Source organism: Bradyrhizobium liaoningense (genome assembly GCF_018130825.1).
Taxonomy (GTDB): Bacteria; Pseudomonadota; Alphaproteobacteria; order Rhizobiales; family Xanthobacteraceae; genus Bradyrhizobium; species Bradyrhizobium liaoningense_B.
In genome coordinates, this window is sequence record NZ_JAFCJS010000017.1 from 1 (window position 1) to 21,678 (window position 21,678).

The 21,678-nt window shown below is 64.3% G+C and carries 23 protein-coding genes and 1 tRNA gene; 8 read left to right on the forward strand and 16 right to left on the reverse strand.

Features of this window, described 5'->3' with window-relative positions; translation table 11 throughout:
- On the forward strand, nt 1-256 hold a 256-nt coding region (locus JQ603_RS37425; protein WP_212348514.1), incomplete at its 5' end, for a hypothetical protein.
- Nucleotides 257-272: 16 nt separating this feature from the next.
- Here the strand turns inward: JQ603_RS37425 and chpT are convergent.
- A complete protein-coding gene (gene chpT / locus JQ603_RS37430; RefSeq protein ID WP_212348517.1) occupies nt 273-926 on the reverse strand; it encodes a histidine phosphotransferase ChpT in 654 nt (217 codons plus the stop codon).
- Between the two features lie 193 nt (nt 927-1,119).
- On the opposite strand from chpT, the gene JQ603_RS37435 reads away from it, so the two are divergent.
- Nucleotides 1,120-1,941 (forward strand): 3'(2'),5'-bisphosphate nucleotidase CysQ family protein, encoded by an 822-nt coding sequence (locus JQ603_RS37435; RefSeq protein ID WP_433996674.1) that lies wholly within the window; start codon nt 1,120-1,122, stop codon nt 1,939-1,941.
- On the opposite strand, the gene JQ603_RS37440 is transcribed toward JQ603_RS37435, so the two are convergent.
- Nucleotides 1,935-2,420: a YHS domain-containing (seleno)protein gene (locus JQ603_RS37440; RefSeq protein WP_212348520.1), complete on the reverse strand. Its 486-nt coding sequence runs from the start codon at nt 2,418-2,420 to the stop codon at nt 1,935-1,937. The genes JQ603_RS37435 and JQ603_RS37440 overlap by 7 nt on opposite strands.
- Before the next feature lie 139 nt (nt 2,421-2,559).
- Between JQ603_RS37440 and JQ603_RS37445 the strand changes: the two genes are divergently transcribed.
- From JQ603_RS37445 to JQ603_RS37455, 3 genes are all read left to right on the forward strand, one after another.
- Nucleotides 2,560-3,165, forward strand: a complete 606-nt coding sequence (locus tag JQ603_RS37445) for a DUF1134 domain-containing protein (RefSeq protein WP_212348523.1) — start codon at nt 2,560-2,562, stop codon at nt 3,163-3,165.
- A gap of 116 nt (nt 3,166-3,281) precedes the next feature.
- Complete coding sequence (locus JQ603_RS37450; RefSeq protein WP_212348526.1) at nt 3,282-4,580, forward strand: hypothetical protein; 1,299 nt, start codon at nt 3,282-3,284, stop codon at nt 4,578-4,580.
- A 158-nt stretch (nt 4,581-4,738) separates the two neighbouring features.
- Nucleotides 4,739-4,813 (forward strand) — tRNA-Val (locus JQ603_RS37455).
- Nucleotides 4,814-5,020: 207 nt separating this feature from the next.
- On the opposite strand, the gene JQ603_RS37460 is transcribed toward JQ603_RS37455, so the two are convergent.
- The 7 genes from JQ603_RS37460 to JQ603_RS37490 form a co-directional block, all read right to left on the reverse strand.
- The gene (locus JQ603_RS37460) at nt 5,021-5,860 is read right to left on the reverse strand and encodes a universal stress protein (RefSeq protein WP_212348529.1); all 840 of its coding nucleotides are present in this window, start codon (nt 5,858-5,860) and stop codon (nt 5,021-5,023) included.
- A gap of 106 nt (nt 5,861-5,966) precedes the next feature.
- Nucleotides 5,967-6,356 (reverse strand): response regulator, encoded by a 390-nt coding sequence (locus tag JQ603_RS37465; protein WP_212348532.1) that lies wholly within the window; start codon nt 6,354-6,356, stop codon nt 5,967-5,969.
- On the reverse strand, nt 6,353-9,928 hold the full coding sequence (locus JQ603_RS37470; protein WP_433996676.1) for a GAF domain-containing protein: 3,576 nt from the start codon (nt 9,926-9,928) through the stop codon (nt 6,353-6,355). Before JQ603_RS37470 ends, JQ603_RS37465 begins: the two co-directional genes overlap by 4 nt.
- A 154-nt stretch (nt 9,929-10,082) precedes the next feature.
- Nucleotides 10,083-10,760 (reverse strand): hypothetical protein, encoded by a 678-nt coding sequence (locus JQ603_RS37475; RefSeq protein WP_212348535.1) that lies wholly within the window; start codon nt 10,758-10,760, stop codon nt 10,083-10,085.
- Between the two features lie 42 nt (nt 10,761-10,802).
- Nucleotides 10,803-11,285 (reverse strand): transcription elongation factor GreA, encoded by a 483-nt coding sequence (gene greA / locus JQ603_RS37480; RefSeq protein WP_212348537.1) that lies wholly within the window; start codon nt 11,283-11,285, stop codon nt 10,803-10,805.
- Between the two features lie 57 nt (nt 11,286-11,342).
- Nucleotides 11,343-11,825 (reverse strand): hypothetical protein, encoded by a 483-nt coding sequence (locus JQ603_RS37485; RefSeq protein WP_212348540.1) that lies wholly within the window; start codon nt 11,823-11,825, stop codon nt 11,343-11,345.
- A gap of 119 nt (nt 11,826-11,944) precedes the next feature.
- Nucleotides 11,945-12,277 carry a hypothetical protein gene (locus tag JQ603_RS37490; protein WP_212348543.1) on the reverse strand — a complete coding sequence of 111 codons (333 nt, stop codon included), beginning with the start codon at nt 12,275-12,277 and terminating at the stop codon, nt 11,945-11,947.
- Nucleotides 12,278-12,604: 327 nt separating this feature from the next.
- Between JQ603_RS37490 and JQ603_RS37495 the strand changes: the two genes are divergently transcribed.
- Complete coding sequence (locus JQ603_RS37495) at nt 12,605-12,838, forward strand: DUF3551 domain-containing protein (RefSeq protein ID WP_212348546.1); 234 nt, start codon at nt 12,605-12,607, stop codon at nt 12,836-12,838.
- A 340-nt stretch (nt 12,839-13,178) separates the two neighbouring features.
- Here the strand turns inward: JQ603_RS37495 and JQ603_RS37500 are convergent, their stop codons facing one another.
- From JQ603_RS37500 to JQ603_RS37510, 3 genes are all read right to left on the reverse strand, one after another.
- Nucleotides 13,179-13,406 (reverse strand): hypothetical protein, encoded by a 228-nt coding sequence (locus JQ603_RS37500; protein ID WP_212348549.1) that lies wholly within the window; start codon nt 13,404-13,406, stop codon nt 13,179-13,181.
- Nucleotides 13,407-13,654: 248 nt separating this feature from the next.
- Nucleotides 13,655-14,173 (reverse strand): hypothetical protein, encoded by a 519-nt coding sequence (locus tag JQ603_RS37505; RefSeq protein WP_212348552.1) that lies wholly within the window; start codon nt 14,171-14,173, stop codon nt 13,655-13,657.
- 37 nt (nt 14,174-14,210) lie between these two features.
- Complete coding sequence (locus JQ603_RS37510; RefSeq protein WP_212348555.1) at nt 14,211-15,758, reverse strand: acetolactate synthase large subunit; 1,548 nt, start codon at nt 15,756-15,758, stop codon at nt 14,211-14,213.
- A 267-nt stretch (nt 15,759-16,025) separates the two neighbouring features.
- Between JQ603_RS37510 and JQ603_RS37515 the strand changes: the two genes are divergently transcribed.
- Together JQ603_RS37515 and JQ603_RS37520 are read left to right on the forward strand one after the other, a co-directional pair.
- On the forward strand, nt 16,026-16,604 hold the full coding sequence (locus tag JQ603_RS37515) for a L,D-transpeptidase (protein WP_212348558.1): 579 nt from the start codon (nt 16,026-16,028) through the stop codon (nt 16,602-16,604).
- A gap of 84 nt (nt 16,605-16,688) precedes the next feature.
- On the forward strand, nt 16,689-17,504 hold the full coding sequence (locus tag JQ603_RS37520) for a DUF2927 domain-containing protein (protein WP_212348561.1): 816 nt from the start codon (nt 16,689-16,691) through the stop codon (nt 17,502-17,504).
- Between the two features lie 108 nt (nt 17,505-17,612).
- Here the strand turns inward: JQ603_RS37520 and JQ603_RS37525 are convergent, their stop codons facing one another.
- The 4 genes from JQ603_RS37525 to JQ603_RS37540 form a co-directional block, all read right to left on the reverse strand.
- A complete protein-coding gene (locus JQ603_RS37525) occupies nt 17,613-18,419 on the reverse strand; it encodes a class I SAM-dependent methyltransferase (protein ID WP_212348563.1) in 807 nt (268 codons plus the stop codon).
- 132 nt (nt 18,420-18,551) lie between these two features.
- Nucleotides 18,552-19,703, reverse strand: a complete 1,152-nt coding sequence (locus JQ603_RS37530; RefSeq protein WP_212348607.1) for an alanine racemase — start codon at nt 19,701-19,703, stop codon at nt 18,552-18,554.
- Nucleotides 19,687-20,340, reverse strand: a complete 654-nt coding sequence (locus tag JQ603_RS37535) for a helix-turn-helix transcriptional regulator (RefSeq protein WP_212348566.1) — start codon at nt 20,338-20,340, stop codon at nt 19,687-19,689. The genes JQ603_RS37530 and JQ603_RS37535 overlap by 17 nt, the downstream gene beginning before the upstream one ends.
- A gap of 9 nt (nt 20,341-20,349) precedes the next feature.
- The gene (locus JQ603_RS37540) at nt 20,350-21,477 is read right to left on the reverse strand and encodes a threonine synthase (protein ID WP_212348568.1); all 1,128 of its coding nucleotides are present in this window, start codon (nt 21,475-21,477) and stop codon (nt 20,350-20,352) included.
- Nucleotides 21,478-21,678: the final 201 nt, after the last annotated feature.

Below are 21,678 nucleotides of genomic sequence, written 5' to 3' on the forward strand. Positions count from 1 at the left end.
ACTTCACCAGCTGATTGTCGACGGTGTCCAGGCTCTCGCTGGTCTCCGTCAAAAACTCCCGCAACAGATCATCCATGAAAACAGGCCTTCATACAGGAGCGCGCGCACGAGGCGTGATGCGCCATTTCGGAATGGGGCCAGCTTCACCGCAAAGCGTTTAATAATGGTTGAGTATGTGGAAAAGAACGGAACCAACAAAGAGATAAGGCGCTCCGGACAAGCCGAAGCGCCTCGTAAAGATTGGCTTAACCTCTGAGCGCGCGATTGCGCGTTTACGCAGCGGTAACGATGATCGCTTCGCCCTCGGGCTTGAGCGTCACGGTGAGCCCGCAGGCCTGCGCAAGCAGGCGCGTATAATAAGGCTGGATCGCGTGCGCATCCGCGGCAGGTCCGCGCTCGCCGCTCAGGAGCTCGGAGATATTCTGCGGCAGGCGCGCATTGTGCCCGGTCGCGGTGATGCGGAAGCTCATCGTCTCGCCCTCGCCGATCGGATCGACCGTCAGCATGCCGCCGCGCGGGATCGTGTGCTGGGAAACGACCAGCATGTTGAGCAGCAGCTTGACGCGATTCTTCGGCAGCAGCAGCCGCGGCAGATTCCAGGTGATCGAGCACTTGCCGTCCTCGATGTGGCCGCGTGCCATGGTCTGGGCGTCGCCGAGGTCGATCTGGGCGCCGGAGGAGCCGGCAGCACCGAAGGCGAGACGGCAGAACTGGAGGCGGGCGGAAGCGGTCTTGGCGCTCTTGCGAATCAGGTCGAGCGCGAACTCGCGGTCCTCCGGCTTGGGATCGTCGTCGAGCACTTCGAGCCCGTTGACGATGGCGCCGACGGGGCTGATGAGATCGTGGCAGACCCGCGAGCACAGCAGCGCGGCGAGTTCGAGCATATCGGGAGCGGTAGCGGTCGCGGGCGACGAGGCGTCAGACATATAATGGGGTCCTGGAGGGTTCCTGGAATTGCACGGCGCCGGACGCCGCGAATCACGCATGCTTGACGGATGCTCGGGGTTCTAACATTCGCCAGCCGGTGGCAGCTAGCTTGCGATAGGCTCGAAGCGGCCATAAGAGCTGCGTGCGAATCAACCGAGAGGGGCGAAACTTGCCGATGAATGAGGCATCGAGGTGAGGATCATCGAGGCCGAGGCCGCATCCGGATTGCTGGAGCCGCTCACCGCGCTGGTGGTGAAGGCGGGCGAAGCAATCCTCGGCGTCAACCGCGCGGCGATGCGGGTCGACGGCAAGCAGGACGGCTCGCCGGTGACCGAGGCGGACCTTGCCGCCGACCGTATCATCGCCGATGGCCTGGCCCAGCTTGCGGACGACGTCCCGACGCTGTCGGAAGAGCGGACCCAGCTCGCCGCGCCGCCGTTCCAGGGCAGCTTCTTCCTGATCGATCCGCTCGACGGCACCAAGGAGTTCGTCGCCGGGCGGGACGAGTTCACCGTCAATCTCGCGCTCGTGACCCGGGGCGTTCCCCTGCTCGGCATCGTCAGCGCCCCTGCGCTCGGGCTGCTCTGGCGCGGCATCGTCGGCCGCGGCGCCGAGCGCGTGCGGTTTGACGGCGCGGCCATCGGTACCGCCGAGCCGATCCAGACCCGCAAGCTGCCGGCACCGGGCGAGCCCTGGGTCGCAGCGGTGAGCCGGTCGCATGGCGATCCCAAGAGCGAAGCGTTCATCGACAACAGGCCCAACGCAGTGAGAAAGACCTGCGGCTCGGCTGTGAAATTCGGCCGGATCGCAGAGGGCAGCGCCGACATCTATCCCCGGTTCGGGCCGACCTCGGAATGGGACGTCGGGGCCGGCTGCGCGGTCGTGACCGCCGCCGGCGGCCGGGTGACCGATGGCAAGGGCGGCGAGCTCAGCTTCGGCCAGCGGCGCGACACCGGCTTCATCATCCCGGAATTCATCGCCTGGGGCGACCCGCAGGCGGTAGGTTGCTACTGACTGAGCTGCTCCTGCAGCGCCGGCCACCTCTTGCCGACCTCATAGAGGAAGCGCTCCGGATCGGCGGCGAAGGCGTCGCGATTGGCTTCCCGGCTGAACAGGTACAGCCGCTGCGCCACGATGGCGAAGAAGCGGGGGTTGCCGGCGACAGTGACGCCGCGGGCGATGTCGGCGGGATCATAGCCGCCATACTGCGGGCCATAGACCTCGGGATGGGCCAGGAAGGAGGCCCGGTTGCCCTCGTTCCGGAAGCGCCAGACCGCACCCCAGAGGTTGGCCTCGAACTCGGCCGTGCCCTGCTCGGCGGCGCCGTCGACGAAATAGCCGACGGGGTCGAAACCCTCGATGGCGACGCCCGAGAAGCGGTTGACGACGATCCGCTCGGTGGTGGCGGCCTCGACCGGCAGCTCCAGGCAGCCGAGCCAGACGCCCGCCAGCAGGCAGACGACCCGCCCGATCAAGGCAATTCCGGGGCGCAAAGGGCTATCTTCCTGCCGTTGTGCCGTCATAGTTGCTGCGGATAACATCCGAGTCGAGGGGACATCCGGCGCAACCTAGGGCCGTGCCTGTTGGCGTCAGGTTAAGGAAGCGAACGGATTCGATACCAGGGGTTCTTTTATGACTTTCGCATCACGCCTTGCTGCGTTCGCGCTTGCCGCGATGGTCGGCTGGATCGTGCCGGCCTCGGCCCAGCAGGCGCCGCCGCCCAATCTGCCGCCGCCGCAGCGCACCCCGACGCCCAACACCTATGGGCCGGACGAGCTGGTGACCGCCGGCCACCGCTTCTTCGGCAACGTCTCGCGCGGGCTCGCCTCGATCATCGAGAAGGCGGTCAGCCAATGGGGCCTGCCGAACGGCTACATCCTGGGTGAGGAAGGCTCGGGCGCCTTCGTCGCCGGCCTGCGCTACGGCGAAGGCACGCTCTACACCAAGAACGCCGGCGACTTGCGCGTCTACTGGCAGGGCCCCTCGCTCGGCTTCGACTGGGGCGGCGACGGCGCGCGGACCATGACGCTGGTCTACAACCTGCCCGCCACCAACGCGATCTACCAGCGCTTCGCCGGCCTCGACGGCTCGGCCTACATCATCGGCGGCTTCGGCATGACGGCGCTCACGGCCAACAACATCGTGCTGGTGCCGATCCGCTCCGGACTCGGCCTGCGGCTGGGCGCCAATATCGGCTATCTCAAATACACGCCGCGCGCGACCTGGAACCCGTTCTAGGGCTCCTTCTGATTCTGTGACGGATCAAGGTTAACGACAGGCCGGGGCTGGCTTTTTGCCGGCCCCGCATGCATTGTCGTTGGTAAATTTTTCCTTAGCTCTGGGAGTTCTGGCCCATGGTCGAACCGATCATGTACCTGGCGATCGGTTTCCTGCTGGCGATGTTGTGCGGCCTGGCCATCGTGCCGCTGGTGCATAACCGCGCGGTGCGCCTGACCACGCGCCGGCTCGAGGCCGCCACCCCGCTGTCGATGGCGGAGATCCAGGCCGACAAGGACCAGCTCCGCGCCGAATTCGCCATGTCGGCGCGACGGCTCGAGATGAGCGTCGAGCAGCTCAAGAACAAGACCACGAGCCAGCTCGCCGAGCTCGGCAAGAAGAGCGACGCCATCAACCGCATGAAGATCGAGCTGGGCGAGAAGAACGCCACGATCTTCGCACTCGAGGCGCGCGAGAAGGCGGTGAAGGAGCAGCTCCGCGCCACCGAGGAGGAATTCGCCGCCAAGACGGAAGGCTTGCGCGCCGCCGAGATCGCGCTGGCCGACAAGCAGCACGAGCTCGCCAAGATCAACTCCGAATTGTCCGACCGCTCGATGATGGCGGAGAGCCGCCAGGTCGAGCTGGTCGCGGTGCGCACGCAGATCGAGGAGCTGAAGAACCGCGTCGGCGATGCCGAGAAGGAATTCGCCGCCACCCAGGCGCGTCTCGCGCACGAGCGCACCGAATCCGAGACCGCCTCGCGCGAGCTCGGCGATGCCCGCGGCCGGGTCGAGAATCTGAGCCAGCGCGTCACCGACCTCGATCGCCAGCTGATCGTGCAGGTCAAGGAGGCCGAGATGCTCTCGGGCCGCGTCGCCGACCTCGAGGGCCGCCTTGCGACGCAGGGCAAGCTGCTCGCCGAGCGCGACTACGAGAACAACCAGCTCCGCCAGGCCAATGAGACCTCGGAGCGTACCGTCAAGGAGCTGCGCGTCGAGATCGCCGCGTTGAGCGGCGGCAAGTCGTCGGCCGCGTTCGAATCGCTCCGCGCGGAAAAGACCACGCTGGAGGAGCAGCTCCGCTCCGCGCGCGACGAGCGCGCAAAACTCCAGCGCGACATCAACGCGATCCAGCAGCAGGCGGAAAGCTCCTGGGCGACCGAGCGGATGGAGAACGCGCTGCTGCGCGAGCGCATCAACGACATCGCCGCGGAAGTCGCAAAACTCGCGATCCAGCTCGAGGGCCCGAACTCGCCGATCGAGGCGCTGCTGGCGGCCGAGGCCGGCCAGCCGCCGAAGCCGGCGCCCCGTCCGGCCAACGACGCCGCGACCAACGGCGCGGCCGCAGCCACCCTGCCCGAGGGCGGCGGAACGCTGGCCGAGCGCATCCGCGCGCTCCAGGCCCATGCCTCCCGCGCCCGCCAGCAGGGCGCGTAAGCGGGCCGAAAAGGCGGTTTCCTCGGCAAATTGCGTGGTCGAGCAAGGTTTTCCGGACCCAGGGCGCCTGGAAACTTGACACCTTAAGCCCGCACTTCTAAATCGCGGGCTCCAATGCGTCGGCCGGCCGAAAGTCCGGCCGCCTGCATGATGGTCCCGGGCGCATAGCTCAGCGGGAGAGCGTTCCCTTCACACGGGAGAGGTCCAAGGTTCGATCCCTTGTGCGCCCACCATCCATCCTCCTGAACCCCTGCCGGTTGCGGACGAACACCCAGGCCTGACGGCTGTCGGGACCGTCCAAATCAAAAATGTCGAAAACAACCCCATGCACAGTAGCCGACGTCAGTCGGATCAATAGGTTACGCATTTTCCGAATCGAGCCTTGCTCCGTCGGGCAAAACAGGGGCATGATGGCGTGATCGGAGCGCCTGCTTACGGCTCTAGTGAGCCATCAGGACAGGCAAGTCCGCGTGTTCCATGATGTGGCTGGTCGCCCCGCCGAATATCATTTGCCGCAGCCGCGTGCGGGTGAAAGCGCCCTTGACCAGGAGATCGCAGCCTTGAGCTCTGGCGGCATCGAGGACCGCCTCTCCGGTGTCGCGATTGCCCAGCTCAACCCTTATCGCCTCGGCCGCAATGTCGTTGTACCGCAGTTGCTGGACGATCCGATCGGCAGATGGTCCTGGTACCTCCTGGCCGCCAATGACGGTGAGAACCGATACCCTTTTCGCCAAGCGAAGCAACGGCATGGCAAATGCGTTTGCCCGCGCTTGCTCGGTACTACCGTTCCAGTGGATCATGATGTTTGTCGCGACGCTCCTCTGTGCAGTCAACGGCGCCAGCAGGACGGGCCTGCCGCTCTCAAACAGCGCGGATTCAATCGCACGACGGTGAGGTCCCGCAGCATCGACATCGGACCGTGCCATCACGACCAGATCGAAAGCGCGCCCATAATTTCCGACAAACTCTTCGCCCTCGGGAGCGTTCTCCAGCCAGCCGAAGCACGGCCGACTCGAAGGTGCAGTGGCCCGAGGAATGTCGTGCTTCAGCATGAATGCTTCGAAGAAGTTACGCATGTTGTTCAATTCGGCCTCGCTCTTCGCCTCATAGGAATCCAGGAGAATGCCGGTGGCCAATTCGGTGGCCACATAGGACGGGATTCCGAACCGAAGCGGAAAGCCTTCGATATAGGCGCCAGTACAACGCGCGAGGCCTGCGACGACGTCGAGCGTGGATGTCATCATCGGAATATTCTGCAGCGGGACCAAGAGCGTCTTCATTTTCAACCTCCCGGCGTTTTCGGTGAACATTGAGGTCAGATGCCCTGCGATAATTTCACCTTGCGAGCCGTTCCGGCTTGTCATCGACCACGAGAATGGCCCACGGTCACGCGGCCTGCTCAAGCCTCGTATCTATCTCCTGGCGCAGCGCCGCGAAGTCGATTGGTTTGGTCATCAGGTCGGTCGCGCCGTTCGCCAGCGCCTTGCGCCTGGTCTCGGCATCGCCATAGGCCGTGATCATGATGACCGGCACATCGGGACGGACCGAGCGCACGATGGGCAGCATCTCCAGCCCGCTCATTCCGGGCATGTTGATGTCGGACAGGATCAGAATCAGGGTGGCATCCTCCATCGCGACTGCGCGCTCCAAGGCCGCGGGCGCGGACGAGGCGAACTCCATGAGGAAGCGGCCGGCGCGCAAATCGCGCCGAAACTGCTGGCGGAACAGCGCCTCGACGTCCGGCTCGTCGTCGACGACCAAGATGTAGACGCTCAACTTCTTCCTCCGGTCCGCAATGGTGCCGCCAGCGTACGCGGCAGCGTAATGATGAACTCGGTATAATCGCCAGGCTCGGTATCGACCTCGATGCTGCCGCCGTGCTGCTTCACGATGATGTCGTGACAGATCGAAAGACCGAGGCCGGTGCCTTCGCCCGCCGGCTTGGTCGTGAAGAACGGATTGAATATCTTTTCTCTCACATCGGCCGGGATGCCGGCGCCATTGTCGCGAATCCGGATTTCGACTGCGCCGCCGAGACTTGTGGTTGTCGCGCGCAGTCTTGGCTCGAAGCCGTCGCCGACGGCATCCCTTTGTTTGCTCGCCGCGTAGAATCCATTTGAAATTAGATTGAGGAACACCCGCGTGATCTCCTGCGGATGCACTTCGAGCGCCCCTGCAGACGGATCAAGATTCCTTTCAAGCGTGACATTGAAGCCTGCTTTTTCAGCGCGCGCCCCGTGATAGGCAAGGTTGAGACTTTCCTCGACGATGGCATTGATATCGGCCGAACGGCGCTCGCCAGAACCTTCGCGCGAGTGCAGAAGCATATTCTTGACGATGGAATCGGCGCGCGTTCCGTGCTGCACGATCTTTTCCAGGTTGCCTTGCAGCATGTGGATCAGCGCGTCGATGTCCTGCCTTGCCGCCTCGCCGAGCGCAGCCGAGCCCAGCCCGTCGCGAAGCTCGTCGATCAGCTCGGAGGACAGCGCAGCGAAATTATTGACGAAGTTGAGCGGGTTCTTGATTTCATGTGCAATGCCGGCAGTCAGTTGCCCGAGCGAGGCAAGCTTCTCGGTCTGGACCAGACGATCCTGCGCATTTCGAAGCTCCTCGAGCGACTGCGACAATTCCATGGTGCGCTCGCGCAGTTCATTGAGCAGGCGTGCATTCTCGATTGCGATCACGCCCTGGTGCGCGAAATTGGATACGAGTTCGATCTGCTTGTCTGTGAAGGGCTTAACTTCCTGCCGAAAGATCGTGATGGTGCCGATCAGCTCATCGTCCCTGAGCATTGGCACGATGACGAGGCTCCTTGCGCCGGCAAGGTCGGCAAGCGCGCGAACGTTCGGGTTGCCTTCGACGTAGGGCGGCTGAGTCCTGATATCGTCGATATGAACCGTCTGATGAGTTTTCTCGACGGTGCCGAGCCCGCTCGACGGGTGCGGGCGGATTTTCTGGGATAGCCGGGTATCGATATAGGCCTGCGGCGCGTTATGCAGTGCGACCGTGCGGAAGCCGCCGTCCTCGTAGAGATTCATGGTGCCGAAGCCGGCACCGCAAATGCGGGTCGCATTCTCAAGCATCTTGTTGAAGACCGGGGTCAAGGCGCCCGATGCGCTGATGATCTCCAGCACCTCCGACGTTGCCGTCTGCCGCTCCAGCGATTCGTTCAGTTGCTCGAACAGACGCACGTTGCCGATGGCGATGACGGCCTGATCTGCAAAGGTCTGAAGCAGGTTGATCTGCTTCTCGCCGAACGGGCGCACCTCCGTACGGCGGAGCACGATCGCACCCATGCTCTCGCCTTCTCGTAAAAGCGGCACGCTCAGAACGGTCCGAACATTGGAGCGAAGCGCATACTCCCGTCCCGTCGGGAATTCCTCCCCTTCGGGCCCGAGCAGGTCGTGCACATGAACTGTGCGGCGATCGATAATGGCCCGGCCGGTGGGCGATTCCACACTGACCGATCGTCGGCTCCACACCACGGGGACTTGTCCATGGTGCGCCTGGATGACGAGATCGTCGCCATCTCTCAGGACCACCAGCGCATCGTAGGCCTCGCAAAGTCCGCATGCGCTTTCCACGATGGCCTTGAGCACGGGACCGACCTCGGTCGGCGAGGACGCGATGACGCGCAGGATATCGGCGCTGCCGGTCTGGTACATCAGCGCCTCGGACAGATCTCGCGTCCTGGTCTGCAATTGCTCCAGGAGCCGTACATTCTCGATGGCGATCACGGCCTGGTCGGCAAATGTGGTGACGAGCTCGATCTGCTTTTCCGTGAAGGGCTGCACACGCCTGCGAGCGATCACGATCGCGCCGATCGGCTCGTTCTCGCGCAGGAGCGGAACACCGAGCGCCGTGCGCTGACCGGCCATGGTCGTGGACTCGCGCAGGCCGTATTCGGGATCGGCAGCAACGTCGAGGATCTGCACCGGTCGGCGCTCCTGCACGGCACGGCCCGTGACCGTGCTCCGTCCGGGGGTGATCGGGTGAACCCGCAGAAACTCGATGTATTCCTCGGAAAACCCGACCGCTGCTCCGGCCTGATATTCATCGCCCTCGCGGCGCATGATGAACGCCATCTCCGCTTCGCACAGCCGCGCCGCCGAATCGACCAGCGTGTCGAGCACGGTTTGCAGGTCGAAGGTCGAGCGGCTGATCACCTTCAGCACATCGGCCGTCGCTGTTTGCTGCTGAAGCGATTCGGCTAGATCGCGCGTCTTCGCCTGGACCTCATCGAACAGCCGAACATTCTCGATCGCGATCACGGCCTGATCGGCGAAGGTTGAGAGCAGGTCGATCTGCTTGTCCGTGAACGAGTTCACGGTCTTGCGGCCCAGGAACAGCACGCCGATCGTTTCCCCGGACCGAAGCAAGGGCACGCCCAGGAGGGTGCGATAGCCGCCGGCCCTCTGCTGCTCGGGATAGGCGTATTCGGGATCGAGCAGGACATCCTGAATCTGGACGGCCTTGCCGCATAGCAGGACGCGCCCAACGACGCTGCCGCGCCCGGCATTGAGCCGAATGCCCGCCGAGACCTTGGCCCACTCGGGCGAGAAATTGTATCGCGTTGCATGACAATAGGCGCCGTCGGCGTCCTGCCGGACGATGGCCGCCATGTCGGCACCACACAAGCCCGCCGCCGATTCCGTCAGCGTGTCGAGAACCGGTTGCAGATCGAACGCGGAGCGGCTGATGACCTTCAATACATCGGCGGTCGCGGTCTGCTGCTGCAGCGATTCCCGCAAGTCGTCAGTACGCGCCTGCACCTCGTTGAACAGCCGCGTGTTCTCAATGGCGATGACGGCCTGGTCGGCGAAGGTCTGCAGAAGTTGCACATGATGCGGAGCGAAGGTACCGGGCTCGGCTCGCGTTACGCTGATCATGCCGATCACCACGCCGCCAGTCGCGAGCGGAACGAACAACATGCTGCGAAAGCCGCGCGCGCGAGCGACAAATTTGATTTCATTCGTCAGCGCTTCCGTGTCGGGAGTCGGTACCACCTTACCCGCCTGCACTTCTGCAAAGCTCTCAAACTGGGCAATCGGCCTTGGAAACATGTTCTTCAAGGTCTCGTCGGCGGCAGAATTCGTCGGCGTGAATGCCGCCAAATGGGCCGTGCCGTCGATGAAACGGAATACTGTCGTCGAAAAGCCGCCGAGCAAGGCATTGGCCTGCCTCGCAATGGCATCGAAGACCGGCGTCACCTCCGATGGCGAACTGGCGATGATCTTGAGAATGTCCGCAGTCGCGCTCTCGCGGTCTTGTGCGGCGCGCAATTCGGCCAGGAGCCGCGCGTTCTCCCGCTGCAAATCCGCCACCACGTCCTGAGGAAGCGCGGCCATCATGAAATATCCGGGTCGCCAGCCGGTTCGGGGCCGACGTCAAAATATGATCAACAATGCGCCTCGAATTATTCCACTCCCGGGTCCGTCCGACCAGACCTATCGTGAGTTGATTTTCCGCCGACTGCGCGTTTCAACGCGGGTCGAGAGCGCCTCAAGCCGCCCGCTGCGGCCGCCAGGCCGTGTAGAGACCGACGAGGGTCCCGATGGCGACCAGGGCCGCCGCCAGCAGCACCTGCAATTGCCCGTCATCGGTGGGGCCGACGGACGACACTATCCTGGTCACGATGACGAACAGAATGCCCACGGAGGCCGCTGCGCCCACGCACAGATGGGCGAGCTCTCGCGTCAGGTTGCCGCCGAGAAGTCCGAGTGCCGTAAAGTACATCGCGCAAGCGTTGGGGTGAACGAACAACGCAATGCGCGCGTAAGGACCGTAGGTGTCGAGCAGGGACTCGCACCGGCTCAGTGCCGCCTTCGAGGCGACCCGCTGCAAGAGCGGTCTGAAGAAACGAGCCTGACCGTAACTCAAGACGGCGCCCACGATGATGGCCAGCCATGCCATGATGAAAACGGGGACATCCGCGGATTTCGGACTGAGCGCCACCGACATCAGGATGAGAGCGGTCCCGGGAAAATAGCCGAAGTAAGGGAAGACCGACTCCAGCAGCACGCAGACGAACATGAAGACCGGAAACCAGGACGAGCCCGACGCACTCTGGACGACCGCGTTCAAATCGAAGAGGTCGGTCTTGTACAGGACGAGGTACATGCACATGGCGAGGCCCGCCAGCGCGTAGAACGGCAAGGCTCCCGACAGAAACCGTCTCATCCGACCATCGGGCTTCGTTTCGCGGACACAGCGGGAGCCATCTTACGCAATCGATACAATCTCGATCTCCTGCGCGCCCGCTCCCACGACGTCCCCCACCGCCTTCCCCATCACCGACCTCGCCACCGGCGAGACGAACGAGATCGAGCCGGCTTTCGGATCGGCTTCGTCCTCGCCGACGATGCGGTAGGTCTGCACGCGGCCGTCGGGGCGGCTGAAGGTCACCGTGCTGCCGAAGGCGACGATTTCGGTCGACGTCGGCTCGGGCATCACCTGCGCCGTACGCAGCCGTTCGGTCAGATAGCGGGTGTCGCGCAAGGGCACGGCCGACTGGCGGCGCTTCTCGTTGACGTCGTCGATGGCTTGCGCGGCCTCATAGGCCTCGCGCGCCTGTTGAAGCTGCGTCTGCAAGGCCTGCCGGCCGGCTTCCGTCACGAGGTTCGGATGGGGCGAGATCGGGCGATCCGGCAACAGCGTCTCCGACGCGGTCTCGGCGCTCTCTTCCTTGGTAAAGGCGACGCTCAATTCTGAAGATCCTGTCGAACTGTCTGGTCGCGGCACCGTGCGCCGCCACTAGCTGGATTATATCTCAAGTGCGACGAAACGACGGAGCTTGAGGACGAGGTCCGGCATGGCTTGGCGGAACCGCGTCGCGTTCTGGAACGAGGTCGAGAACGGCGCAAAGGTGATCATCGCGTTCCAGTGCCGGTAACCATAGACCGTGACGGAAGCGCCGTTCGCGGGAAAATCCTCCATCTTGCGGAGCTCGCCGAGCACGAGATCGGCGATCGTTTCTGCCGGCAGCAATTTCCTGCCGTCCGGCGTCGTGGCGATCTTCACGGGCGGTTCGGCCGGCTTGGCCGCAGCAGGTGCAGCATCGGAAGCGGGATCGGGCTTGGCCGGTGCGGCGTCGGGGACGGCCGCGACCGGCTCGAATCCATGCGTCGGGGCCGTCGGCGGAACCTCGGCGAGCGGCGGCGGAGCAACGATGTCTGCGCGCTTGTTGCCTCCGAGGATGCTGCTGATCATGGCCACGAGGCCAGCATCCTTCACGTCGTCGCTCATTACGTCCCCCGGCAACCGCTTTGGCCTTGCCTTACTTTAGCACCGCTCCGGCAGACCGCCACAATGGATGTATGGCCGGCGTGGGCGGCGCAACGCCTCGTGCCGCCGCCGCGGGCCCGTCACTGCTTCTCGAACGGAATATATTGCTGGTACTGCTTCGGGACGGAGCTGCGGTAGCGTGCGGGCACGGTGCCGCTGTCGATCGAATGATCGATCTCCTGCTGCCGGGTCATCTTCTTCTTCGCCGGCTTCTTCGATGCGCTCTTCTTGGAGTCGGAAGGCTGGCTGCTATCGGTGGCAGCGCCCGGCGCCGTCGTCGCAGCCGGCGCAGTGGTTGTCGCCGCAGGCGCCGCGGTCCCGCCAGCGGCAGGTGCGCTCTGCGCCAGCGCGAGCGATGATTGCGCAAGAAGCGCCAGCGCTGCTGTCGCAGCCAGCAAATATGACCTTTGCATCAGAACCTCCAAAAATTGACCTGACCCGAATGAGGAAAAGCGTAGGCTCTCGGGCGTGTCGCGAGCAAGTCGGCCGACGGCAAGTCCGTCAAGGCAAGTTCGTCAAGGCGAGTCCGTTCATGACACGTCCGCTCACGATAGGTCGGAACCAGGTGGCGAACTGTGGCCGAGATCACATTGCTCGCCGCGGCTTGCTTCATCATGGACGCATGTTGAACGCGTCGCCCACTGCGGACACCAAGACGAGCACGACAAACTGTCGGACAAGTCCCGGAACACGCAAGTTGAGCTGGTGTTCCTCATCCCCCGTTCTCGAAGGAGATTGAAATGCGCCGGACCATCCTCACCCTCGCATCGTTCGCAGCGCTGATCGCCGTAGCATCGCCGGCAGCCCAGGCGTATCCTACAGCCGATCGATATTGCCTGCAGGGCCGCATCTGGGGCTATCCCGGCAACTGCCAGTTCGCGACCTATCAGCAGTGCATGGCCTCCGCCTCCGGCACGGCGGCCTATTGCGGCATCAATCCGCGCTACGCATTCTCGCAGCAGCGCTATTACTGACGTGATTGTGGCGTGCGCGCCATTCGCGCGCGCCGCCACAATTTTCACGTGAAGACGATCGCCCGCGCCGACGGCCCAGCGGGTCAACGCGAGCGGCCTTTCGGCGAGGCCCACTCGTGCGCCAGCCTCAGCAGGCGTCGGGCTCCGGCGACTTACGTTGAGATAGATCAACGGAGCGCGAGCGCCTTGACCTGTCACGCTTCCATGGACGTAAGCTTAACCGAGAACAGCGACACCGAGGACCAGGAGCGCTGCGATGGCAAGCTTGATCTTCATCTGTGGCTCTTACAGGTCTTTGCCAACCTGGCTTTTGAGGGATGGGCAGTAAGCTGCAATACTCTCAATCACGCATTCGCTCGCGCTGGCGTAGAAAAACAAAGGACATGACGCCGTTCACAACAAGAAGACCGCAGACAACCACGGCGGCGTATTCAGCGGGAAGCCCAAGAAACATCATGACGAAGATGAGGGCGATCGCCCATGCAACGTTGATCATGCATCGTTTGAACAGCGCTCCATGGGTTGGGACACCCGCGAACCAGTCGCTCAAGAAATACCACAGACTCATACGGCCTCATTCTGGCGAGCTGCAACGGATGGACCGACTACCGTAACTCGAATGGGGCTAAGCGTGCATTAACCGGCGCGCACAACCCGCCTACTCAGATGCGCCACTTTGTCGCTGGCGGTGCGATGTCCATTCGACTCTGATTTGGCTCTGACCAACGGCTGGTTTGGGCCCATAAGCAGTCGATGCTGCGCAAGCGGGGCGACTTCCGCTTCGTCCTCGACATCTGGCGTTTATGAGCACCCGCCCTAATGCGCGGCGCCGAGACCGCTCTCCGCGAGCCGCGTCGCGAACCAGCGCGACAACGGGTCGTCGACGACGCCGCTCACATAGACCTCCGACAGCGTCACATGCTGCTTGTCCAGCACCAGCAGCACGCCGATCCAGTAGGGAAACCAGACATGCACATCGGTGAGCGCCCGCAGCTTGTGCTGGTCGTGCTCCAGCGGCGTGTGATTGCTCGCCTTGCGAATCTCGACCGTGAGCAGGTTGTTCGGAATCTCGCGCTGATGCACGGCGACGTCGGGGTAGATCGACTTGCCCAGATGATCATCCGTCGAGATGATGGTGCCGTGCGGCAGATGCAGCGTGCGCTCGCCGAGCCGGTCATAGTTGCAGTCGACGGCCCAACCTGAAAACTGGCGCTCCAGATAGACGGCGAAGCGGTGGGTCACCGCCCGCTCGCCGATGTCCTTCTCGAACAAAAATCCTTCGTGGGCGTAGAAGTCCCGGAGCGCCGCGATCACCTTGTTCAGCTCGGTCTGCATCGTGCCTCCGGGCCCTCGGCGCTCTGGATGCTTCGCCTTACATCTGGACTTCGATCAGCCGTGGGCCGGGCTCAGCGACGGCTTCGGCCAGCGCCTTGTTGAACTCGTCGGCATTGGTGACGGCGCGGCCCGGCACGCCCATGCCCTTGGCCAGCGCAACGAAATCGAGCGTCGGCCGGTCGAGGCGGAGCATGTCGTTGGCGCGCTGGCCGGGCTCGCCGGCGCCGACATTGTCGAACTCGCCGCGCAGGATCTGGTAGATGCGGTTGGCGAACACGATGGTGACGATGTTGAGATTCTCGCGCGCCTGGGTCCACAGCGACTGGATCGTGTACATCGCGCTGCCGTCACCGACCATGGTGATGACCTTGCGGTCCGGGCAGGCGATCGCCGCGCCAATCGACAGCGGCGTCGAGAAGCCGATCGAGCCGCCCATGTTCTGCAGCCAGTCGTGCGGAGCCGCCGCCGCGGTCGGCGGGAAGAAGCCGCGGCCGGTGGTCAGGGACTCGTCGACCATGATCGCGTTCTCGGGGATCGCACAGGCAATCGCCTGCGCGATCGAGGCGAAATTCAGCGCGCCGGTCGGCTTGACCAGTTCCTGAAGCGCCTGCGGCTTGACGTCCCTGGCGCTCGCCTTCACGGCACCCGCCAGCGCCTCGAGCGCGGCGACCGAATTCTCGCCCCAGGAGGTCATGCGATGCACCTCGCAGCCCTCCGGCTTGAGCATGCTCGGCTTGTTCGGATAGGCGAAGAACGCCACGGGGTCGTCGGACTCGACCAGCACGATGTGACGGAATTTTGCCAGCATCGGCAGCGCGTTCTCGATGACGTAGTGGATGCGGTCGATCGAGAAGCGGCCGCGGCCGCGCGCCATCTTCGGGCGGAAAGTCGGCCCCATCACGGTGCAGCCGGTCTTGTTGGCGATGCGCTCGGCGAACGCCAGGCCCTGCTCGCTGAGGGCGCTGCCGGTCATCAACAGCAGCGTGCCTTCGCCGTCGCCATGCAGGATCTTGGCGGCCCGCTCGACCGCCTGCGGCGAATAGCTGGCGCGCTGCTGCTCGGCCGGCACCTCGGCAATGCCGTCGGCCTCGTTCCAGGCGGTGTCGGCGGGCAGGATCAGGGTCGCGATCTGCCCCGGCGCGCTCTTGGCGGCGGCAATGGCTGCGGCACCATCGGCGGCGACCGATTTGGAATTCGGCGAGGTGCGGACCCAGGACGACATCGGCCGGGCCAGGCCCTCGATATCGGAGGTCAGCGGCGCGTTGTAGTCGATGTGGTAGACCGCGTGCTGGCCGACGATGTTGACGATGCCGGAATTGGCCTTCTTGGCGTTGTGCAGATTGGCAAGGCCGTTGGCGAGGCCGGGACCGAGATGCAGCAGGGTCGAGGCAGGCAGGCCCTTCATGCGGTAATAGCCGTCGGCCGCTCCGGTCACCACGCCCTCGAACAGGCCGAGCACGCAGCGCATGCCGGGAACGCGATCGAGCGCCGCGACAAAATGCATCTCGGAGGTACCGGGGTTGGTGAAGCAGACGTCGACCCCACCCTTGACCATCGTCCGCACCAGGCTTTCCGCACCGTTCATTCTTTTTGCTCCCGCAACCGGCGATTTCGAGTGATCCATTCGATCAATCATTGTTCGCAGGCCGCGTCAAAGCAATAGCGGCCGTTGCGGCCCTGCCCCGCGCGGCGACGCGCCGGCTTGGCTAACGCTTTCCGACGAATTGGTGCAGTTGCCGATTTGGTAACGCCATTCATTAAGCATGGGGTTCCTCACGGGGCCGTGGCTTGCGAAACCCTCGCAAATATGGCCTCTGACGTGTGTTGAATCGATTCTTTTCCGGGGGAGACAATGATCCGGTTTTTTGCCGCGCCGATTGCCGCCATCGCACTTTTGACCGCCACGGCCGGCGGCGCGCTCGCCGAGGAGTTCGACTCGCGCGACATCATGGGCGGCGGCCCGAATTTCTTCCGCGGCGGCTCCAGCCCGATCCCCCGCACCACCGTCATGTATAACGGCAATTACGCCCCCGGCACGATCGTGGTGAACACGTCCGAGCGGCGGCTCTACCTAGTCCTGCAGAACGGCCAGGCGCTGCGCTACGGTATCGGCGTCGGCCGCGACGGCTTCCGCTGGGGCGGGGTGCACAGGATCACCGCTAAGAAGGAATGGCCGGCCTGGACGCCGCCGTCGCAGATGCTGGCCCGCCGGCCCGACCTGCCGCGCCACATGAAGGGCGGCATCGAGAATCCGCTCGGGGCCCGCGCCATGTATCTGGGATCGACGCTCTACCGTATCCACGGCTCCAACGAGCCGGAGACGATCGGCCAGGCGGTCTCCTCGGGCTGCTTCCGCATGACCAATGACGACGTCACCGACCTCTACAGCCGCGTCTCGGTCGGCACCACCGTGGTGGTGCTGAACAACTGACCGAACAGCCACAGCAGGAACCCGCAGGGCGCGTGAATTTGCGGTCTTGTGCGCGCGGCGCGAATACGGCAGCGTCGCACAACGATGAGCGCATTGGACCTGCCCTCGGCTGCCCTTCGCATCGCCCTGCTGGCGCTCGCAACGCTCACATGCGTGCCTGACACCGCTACCATGGCCGCCGCGGGCGAACTGCCCGCGATCGCCTCGCGCCAGCGCGCCGAGAGGAAGAGCTTTTCCGACGGCGAGATCGTCGAGGGTTTTCTCAAGACCGCGTTCGGCGCCGAATATCACCTCGCCGGCCGTGTCGACCGCATCCGCAAGTTCGACGGGCCGGTGCGCGTGTTCGCCGAGAGCGATCGCGCCGACCGCAAGGCGCAGCTGGCAAAGGTCGTCGCCGACATCGGCAAGCGCGTGCAGCATCTCGACATCGCCATGATCGACAGCAGCGAAGCGGCGAATGTGCGGGTCAAGCTGGTGCGCGACCGCGATCTGTTTCGCACCCTTACCAGCTTCTACGGCGCGGAGAAGGCGCGCGAGATCCGCACCTCGCTCGATCCGCAATGCTTGTCCGGCTTCCGCAAGAACGATAATTTCGAGATCGAGCATTCCGACGTCATCCTCACCGTCGACAACGGCGACTTCACCTTCCTCGACTGCGCCTATGAGGAGCTGCTGCAATCGCTCGGGCCGATCAACGACACCACGAGCGTGCCGTGGACGATGTTCAACGACAACGTCTCGATGGGCTATTTCGACGTCTACGACCAGTACATCCTCAATTTGCTCTACGACCCCCGCATCAAGCCCGGCATGACGGTGCCCGAGGTCAAGGCCGTGCTGCCGCAAGTGCTTGCGGACGTGCGCAACTGGGTGAGGCGGGTGAATGATCTGAGGGAGTGAGGCGCCACTGACGCGCTCAGGCTGCGCAAAATGCCACATGCGATGACCTTCCCCTGGAGGGGAGGATCAGCAAGGCGTCTCGCAGCACATTCGCCTTCGAGCGCGCCCTCACGCCTTCCTTGCTTTCGTCATCAGATACTGCTGGCGCATCACGTTGTTGCCGGCGTCGAAATACTCCGAGATCAACGCCTCGAACTCGGCACGGAAGCTGCTGAGCTTGTCCGGCTCGTCCTTGTACTGGGCGACGAGCTTGATCAAAGGCCCGATCGTCGCTTCCATGGTGCGGCGGAAATGCTGCGGGCTGAGTGTGGACGGCGTCATCATGTCCATCTCGAACGAGATTTCCTTCGCCTTCCCCGCGAGACGCTCGGCGACGATTTTCGGATCGCCCCATAACGCGGGTGATGCGACGCCCTCGGGCGGCGGCAGATGGCGGCCGACCAGCGCGAACATGCGGCCGACGTAGAGATGCGGCGGCCAGGTGGAGAAGGCGATGGTGCCGCCGGGCTTCAACACGCGCAGCATCTCGCCGATGGCGACGTCCGGACGCGGCGCGAACATGTGGCCGAACTGGCTGAGCACAACGTCGAACTCGTTGTCGCCATAGGGCAGGCTTTCGGCGTCACCGTCGACGAAGTCGACATCGAGATTCGCCAGCCCTGCGTGCTCGCGGGCGCGCTCGATCAGAACCGGCGAGAGGTCGAGACCCCTGACCTTCGCACCACGGCGCGCGGCTGTGATCGCGACAACGCCGGTACCGCATCCGACGTCGAGCAGCTTTTGGCCGGCGGCAACGCCGGCAAAACCGACCAGCTTGGCCGCGGTCGGAGTCGTGAAAACCTCCATCGGCGTGAACAGCGACCAGGCTTCCTTCTGGATGGCCTTGAAACCTGCAAACGGGTCCTGCGCGGTCATGGAACTCTCCCTTTGCTCGAGGTCGATCTTCATGAGGCTGGCGACGGACGGTAAAGGTTCAACGCAGACTCACGATGGCGAGGGCATAGCTTCGCAGTCTCGCAGCGCGTTTCGCCTCGTCCTAGGCCTGTCCTACCACCCGTTGATCCGCGGCCACACGGCGCTGACATCACCCGCGCCGTCGAGTACGTGATAGCGATCATATTGCGCGCCGGTCGCGCAGGCGTGGTTGGTGAGGATGCGGACGCGGGAGCCGATGGGCAGGTTGGGCAGCGGGGCATTGGAGCCTTTGCGCAGGCCGATGATGCCGTGCTCCTGGTTGGCATCGGTCACGATGAGGTCCGGATAGGGCTTTCCAGCGAGATCGCAGACGACGCCATAGCCTTGATCGAGCGCCTGTTTCGCCGTACTGCGGTCGCGCGACAGTGCCATCCAGCCGGCATCCGTGACGATCCAGCCCCTTGCCTTCTGGTGGCCGATGACGGTGGCAAGCACAGAGAGCGCGAGATCGTCCATCGTCACCGAGCTGACGCCGGCCTGATAGAGGTCACCGAACATGAAGACACCCGCGCGCACTTCGGTGACGCCGGTCAGGTCGCGCACATAGCGCGCGGTCGGTGTCGCGCCGACGCTGACGACGGGACAGGGCAGACCCGCGCGGCGCAACGCGTTCGCCGCAGTCACGGCGGCGATGCGTTCCGCTTCCGCCGCATCCGCGATGGCTGCGGGATCGTTCAGTGCGTAGCTGTCGCCGGCGTGCAGCAGCACGCCGCGCAAGGTCGCGCCGCCTGCGACGAGACGCTTGCCGATGGCGACCAGCGTTGCCACGTCGGTCGGCGCGACGCCGGAACGATGGCCGTCCGCGTCGACCTCGATCAGCGCGGGGATGGCATCCGCGGTGCGCGCGGCATGCGCGGCGACAGCGCCGGCCTGCTCCAAACTGTCGAGGATCACGGCAAGATCGGCGCCGGTGGCGCGAATGGCGGAGACGCGCGCGAGCTTCGCAGGCGCGATACCGACAGCGTAGATCATATCGCGCACGCCGCCGGCCGCGAAATATTCGGCCTCGCGCAATGTCGAGACCGTGCCCGGCCCGGCTGGCGAGCTCATGGCGATGCGCGCGACGTCGAGCGATTTCGCGGTCTTCAGATGCGGGCGGAAGGCGACGCCGAGAGGCGCGAGATGCGCCTTCATCCGCGCGACATTGGCGCGGAGCCGCTGCTCGTCGAGCAGCAGACAGGGCGTTTCCAGATCCAGCAAACCTGCGTTAACGGGCATCGGCATATACCGTGGCACGCGACACTCCGAGATGAGCCGCGATGATGTCCGAGGAGCGACGTACCTGCATGCAGCCGGCGTCGCGCAATTCGCGCAGCAGCGCGCGGCGGTCCTCGGTGTTGAGCGCGCGAGGCGTGGTGGCGCGGCGCGCGGCGAACTGGTCGATATGGGCGCGGATGGCGTCCGCGCCGACGGGGCTCAGCGACTCACGCGGGCCGTTCTGCGCATCGACGCTGACAAACTGGCCGATGGCGCTCTGCAAGCCCTGGAACAGCGTCAGGTCGACGTTGAGGCAGAGCGCAGCGATGTAGGAACCGTCCGCCCCCTTGATACCGATCGAGGTGCTCTTGGCCTGCCTTCCGTCGGCAAAGCTGTTGGCGTAGTTCGAGATCACCTGCGCATAGTCGGGGTCGGCAATGCGCGCGAGGCCAAGCTCGGTTGCGGGCTGGCCGACCTTGCGGCCTGACAGATTGTTGTGAATGGCGACGATCGCCTGTTTGGGGTCGGTGAGATCGTGCAGCACGACTTCGCAGAACGGCGCGAAGGTCTCTCCCAACCCCTGCGCAATCTGCTGCAGCTGATCGAACAGCAGCTTGCGCTCTGCGGCGACCTTGTTCGGGACGGCTGATTTGCTGCGGCTCATCACCTGGCCCTACTGCACGAGATCGGCGACGGTGGTCGCGGCTTTGAGGCCCGTGCCGGTGAGCACTGCAACCGTGGTCTCACCCGCCTTGATCGATCCGGCAGCGGAGAGTTTTTCCAATGCGGCGGCTGCGCTGGCGCTGGTCGGCTCGGCGAACAGGCCCCGCCGCGCCAGACGCCGCAGGGCGGCGACGATCTCATCCTCGGTGAGCGCGACGGTGCCCCCGCCGCTCTCGCGCAACGCAGCGATGATCTCGCGCAGGCGCAGGGGATTCTTGATCGCGGTGCCTTCGGCGATGGTCTTGCTGACCTCGCGCGCGACGGGCGTATCGACGCCGGCCTTGAAGCTCGCATCGATCGGCGAGCAGTTTTGCGGCTGTGCCGCGAACAGACGCGGCAGCTTCGAAATCTGTCCGGCCTTCAGAAGCTCGCGGAAGCCGAAGGCGCAACCAAGAAGACTGCTGCCGGCACCGACGGGGACGATGACGTTGTCGGGCGCGCGAAAGCCGAGGTCTTCCCAGATTTCATAGGCGAGCGATTTGGTGCCTTCAAGGAAGAAGGGCTGCCAATTGTGGCTGGCATAGAATGTCTCGCTCGACTGGCGGATGGCCTCCGCTTCCGATTCCTCGCGCGGACCTTCGACCAGCTGCACCGTCGCGCCGTAAGCGCGCACCTGCGCGATCTTGGCCGGTGACGTCGAGGCCGGCGCCAGGATCTTCACGCGCATGCCGCCGGCGGCACCCAGCCCGGCCATCGACGAGCCGCCATTGCCAGAGGAGTCCTCCAGGATCGCGTCGACGCCGATCTGCCGCAGGAAGGACAGCATCACCGCCGAGCCGCGGTCCTTGAAGCTGCCGGTCGGGTTGAACCATTCGAGCTTGAACAACGGGCGCAGCTCGCCCCAGTCCTGCTGGACCAGCGGCGTGCAGCCTTCGCCGAGCGTGATCGGGTTCGCGATCTCGACCGGCAGCGCCGCCCTGTAGCGCCAGAGCGAGCGCGTCCGGCTGTCGATATCCTCGCGCGATATCCCCGCGCCCGGCGTCACCAGCAGCGGCGTGCGCTCGTCCGAGCACCAGCGCGGCTGATCAAGAGAATAGAGCTTTCCGTTGCGGGGATCGATGTAGCTGGCGGCGGGCATGGCGGGCTCCGGGGCAGAGGCGATCTATACTATTTGTCTGATTATATACGTTTTGTCTAGCCTCGGCAACCGACGCGGCAATCCCTTGAAAGGAGAAAAAATAGAACTATTTCAAATTCTTAGACCTGTCCGAAAGTCGAACGGCAGAATTCGGCCGGGGAGCGACGAGGTGGCCTTCGGGCGAGCCGGGCCTGCCCGTCG

Excerpts from the sequence above, each read along its gene's own strand:
- chpT (WP_212348517.1), bottom strand. The coding sequence starts at position 926 with ATGTCTGACGCCTCGTCGCCCGCGACCGCTACCGCTCCCGATATGCTC.
- JQ603_RS37535 (WP_212348566.1), bottom strand. The coding sequence starts at position 20,340 with ATGAGCCGCAGCAAATCAGCCGTCCCGAACAAGGTCGCCGCAGAGCGC.
- JQ603_RS37485 (WP_212348540.1), bottom strand. The coding sequence starts at position 11,825 with ATGAGCGACGACGTGAAGGATGCTGGCCTCGTGGCCATGATCAGCAGC.
- JQ603_RS37460 (WP_212348529.1), bottom strand. The coding sequence starts at position 5,860 with ATGAAGACGCTCTTGGTCCCGCTGCAGAATATTCCGATGATGACATCC.
- JQ603_RS37445 (WP_212348523.1), top strand. The coding sequence starts at position 2,560 with ATGACTTTCGCATCACGCCTTGCTGCGTTCGCGCTTGCCGCGATGGTC.
- JQ603_RS37505 (WP_212348552.1), bottom strand. The coding sequence starts at position 14,173 with ATGCAGACCGAGCTGAACAAGGTGATCGCGGCGCTCCGGGACTTCTAC.
- JQ603_RS37540 (WP_212348568.1), bottom strand. The coding sequence starts at position 21,477 with ATGCCCGCCGCCAGCTACATCGATCCCCGCAACGGAAAGCTCTATTCT.
- JQ603_RS37525 (WP_212348563.1), bottom strand. The coding sequence starts at position 18,419 with ATGACCGCGCAGGACCCGTTTGCAGGTTTCAAGGCCATCCAGAAGGAA.
- JQ603_RS37510 (WP_212348555.1), bottom strand. The coding sequence starts at position 15,758 with ATGAACGGTGCGGAAAGCCTGGTGCGGACGATGGTCAAGGGTGGGGTC.
- JQ603_RS37495 (WP_212348546.1), top strand. The coding sequence starts at position 12,605 with ATGCGCCGGACCATCCTCACCCTCGCATCGTTCGCAGCGCTGATCGCC.
- JQ603_RS37520 (WP_212348561.1), top strand. The coding sequence starts at position 16,689 with ATGAGCGCATTGGACCTGCCCTCGGCTGCCCTTCGCATCGCCCTGCTG.
- JQ603_RS37450 (WP_212348526.1), top strand. The coding sequence starts at position 3,282 with ATGGTCGAACCGATCATGTACCTGGCGATCGGTTTCCTGCTGGCGATG.
- JQ603_RS37490 (WP_212348543.1), bottom strand. The coding sequence starts at position 12,277 with ATGCAAAGGTCATATTTGCTGGCTGCGACAGCAGCGCTGGCGCTTCTT.
- JQ603_RS37515 (WP_212348558.1), top strand. The coding sequence starts at position 16,026 with ATGATCCGGTTTTTTGCCGCGCCGATTGCCGCCATCGCACTTTTGACC.
- JQ603_RS37470 (WP_433996676.1), bottom strand. The coding sequence starts at position 9,928 with ATGGCCGCGCTTCCTCAGGACGTGGTGGCGGATTTGCAGCGGGAGAAC.
- JQ603_RS37530 (WP_212348607.1), bottom strand. The coding sequence starts at position 19,703 with ATGCCGATGCCCGTTAACGCAGGTTTGCTGGATCTGGAAACGCCCTGT.
- JQ603_RS37500 (WP_212348549.1), bottom strand. The coding sequence starts at position 13,406 with ATGAGTCTGTGGTATTTCTTGAGCGACTGGTTCGCGGGTGTCCCAACC.
- JQ603_RS37475 (WP_212348535.1), bottom strand. The coding sequence starts at position 10,760 with ATGAGACGGTTTCTGTCGGGAGCCTTGCCGTTCTACGCGCTGGCGGGC.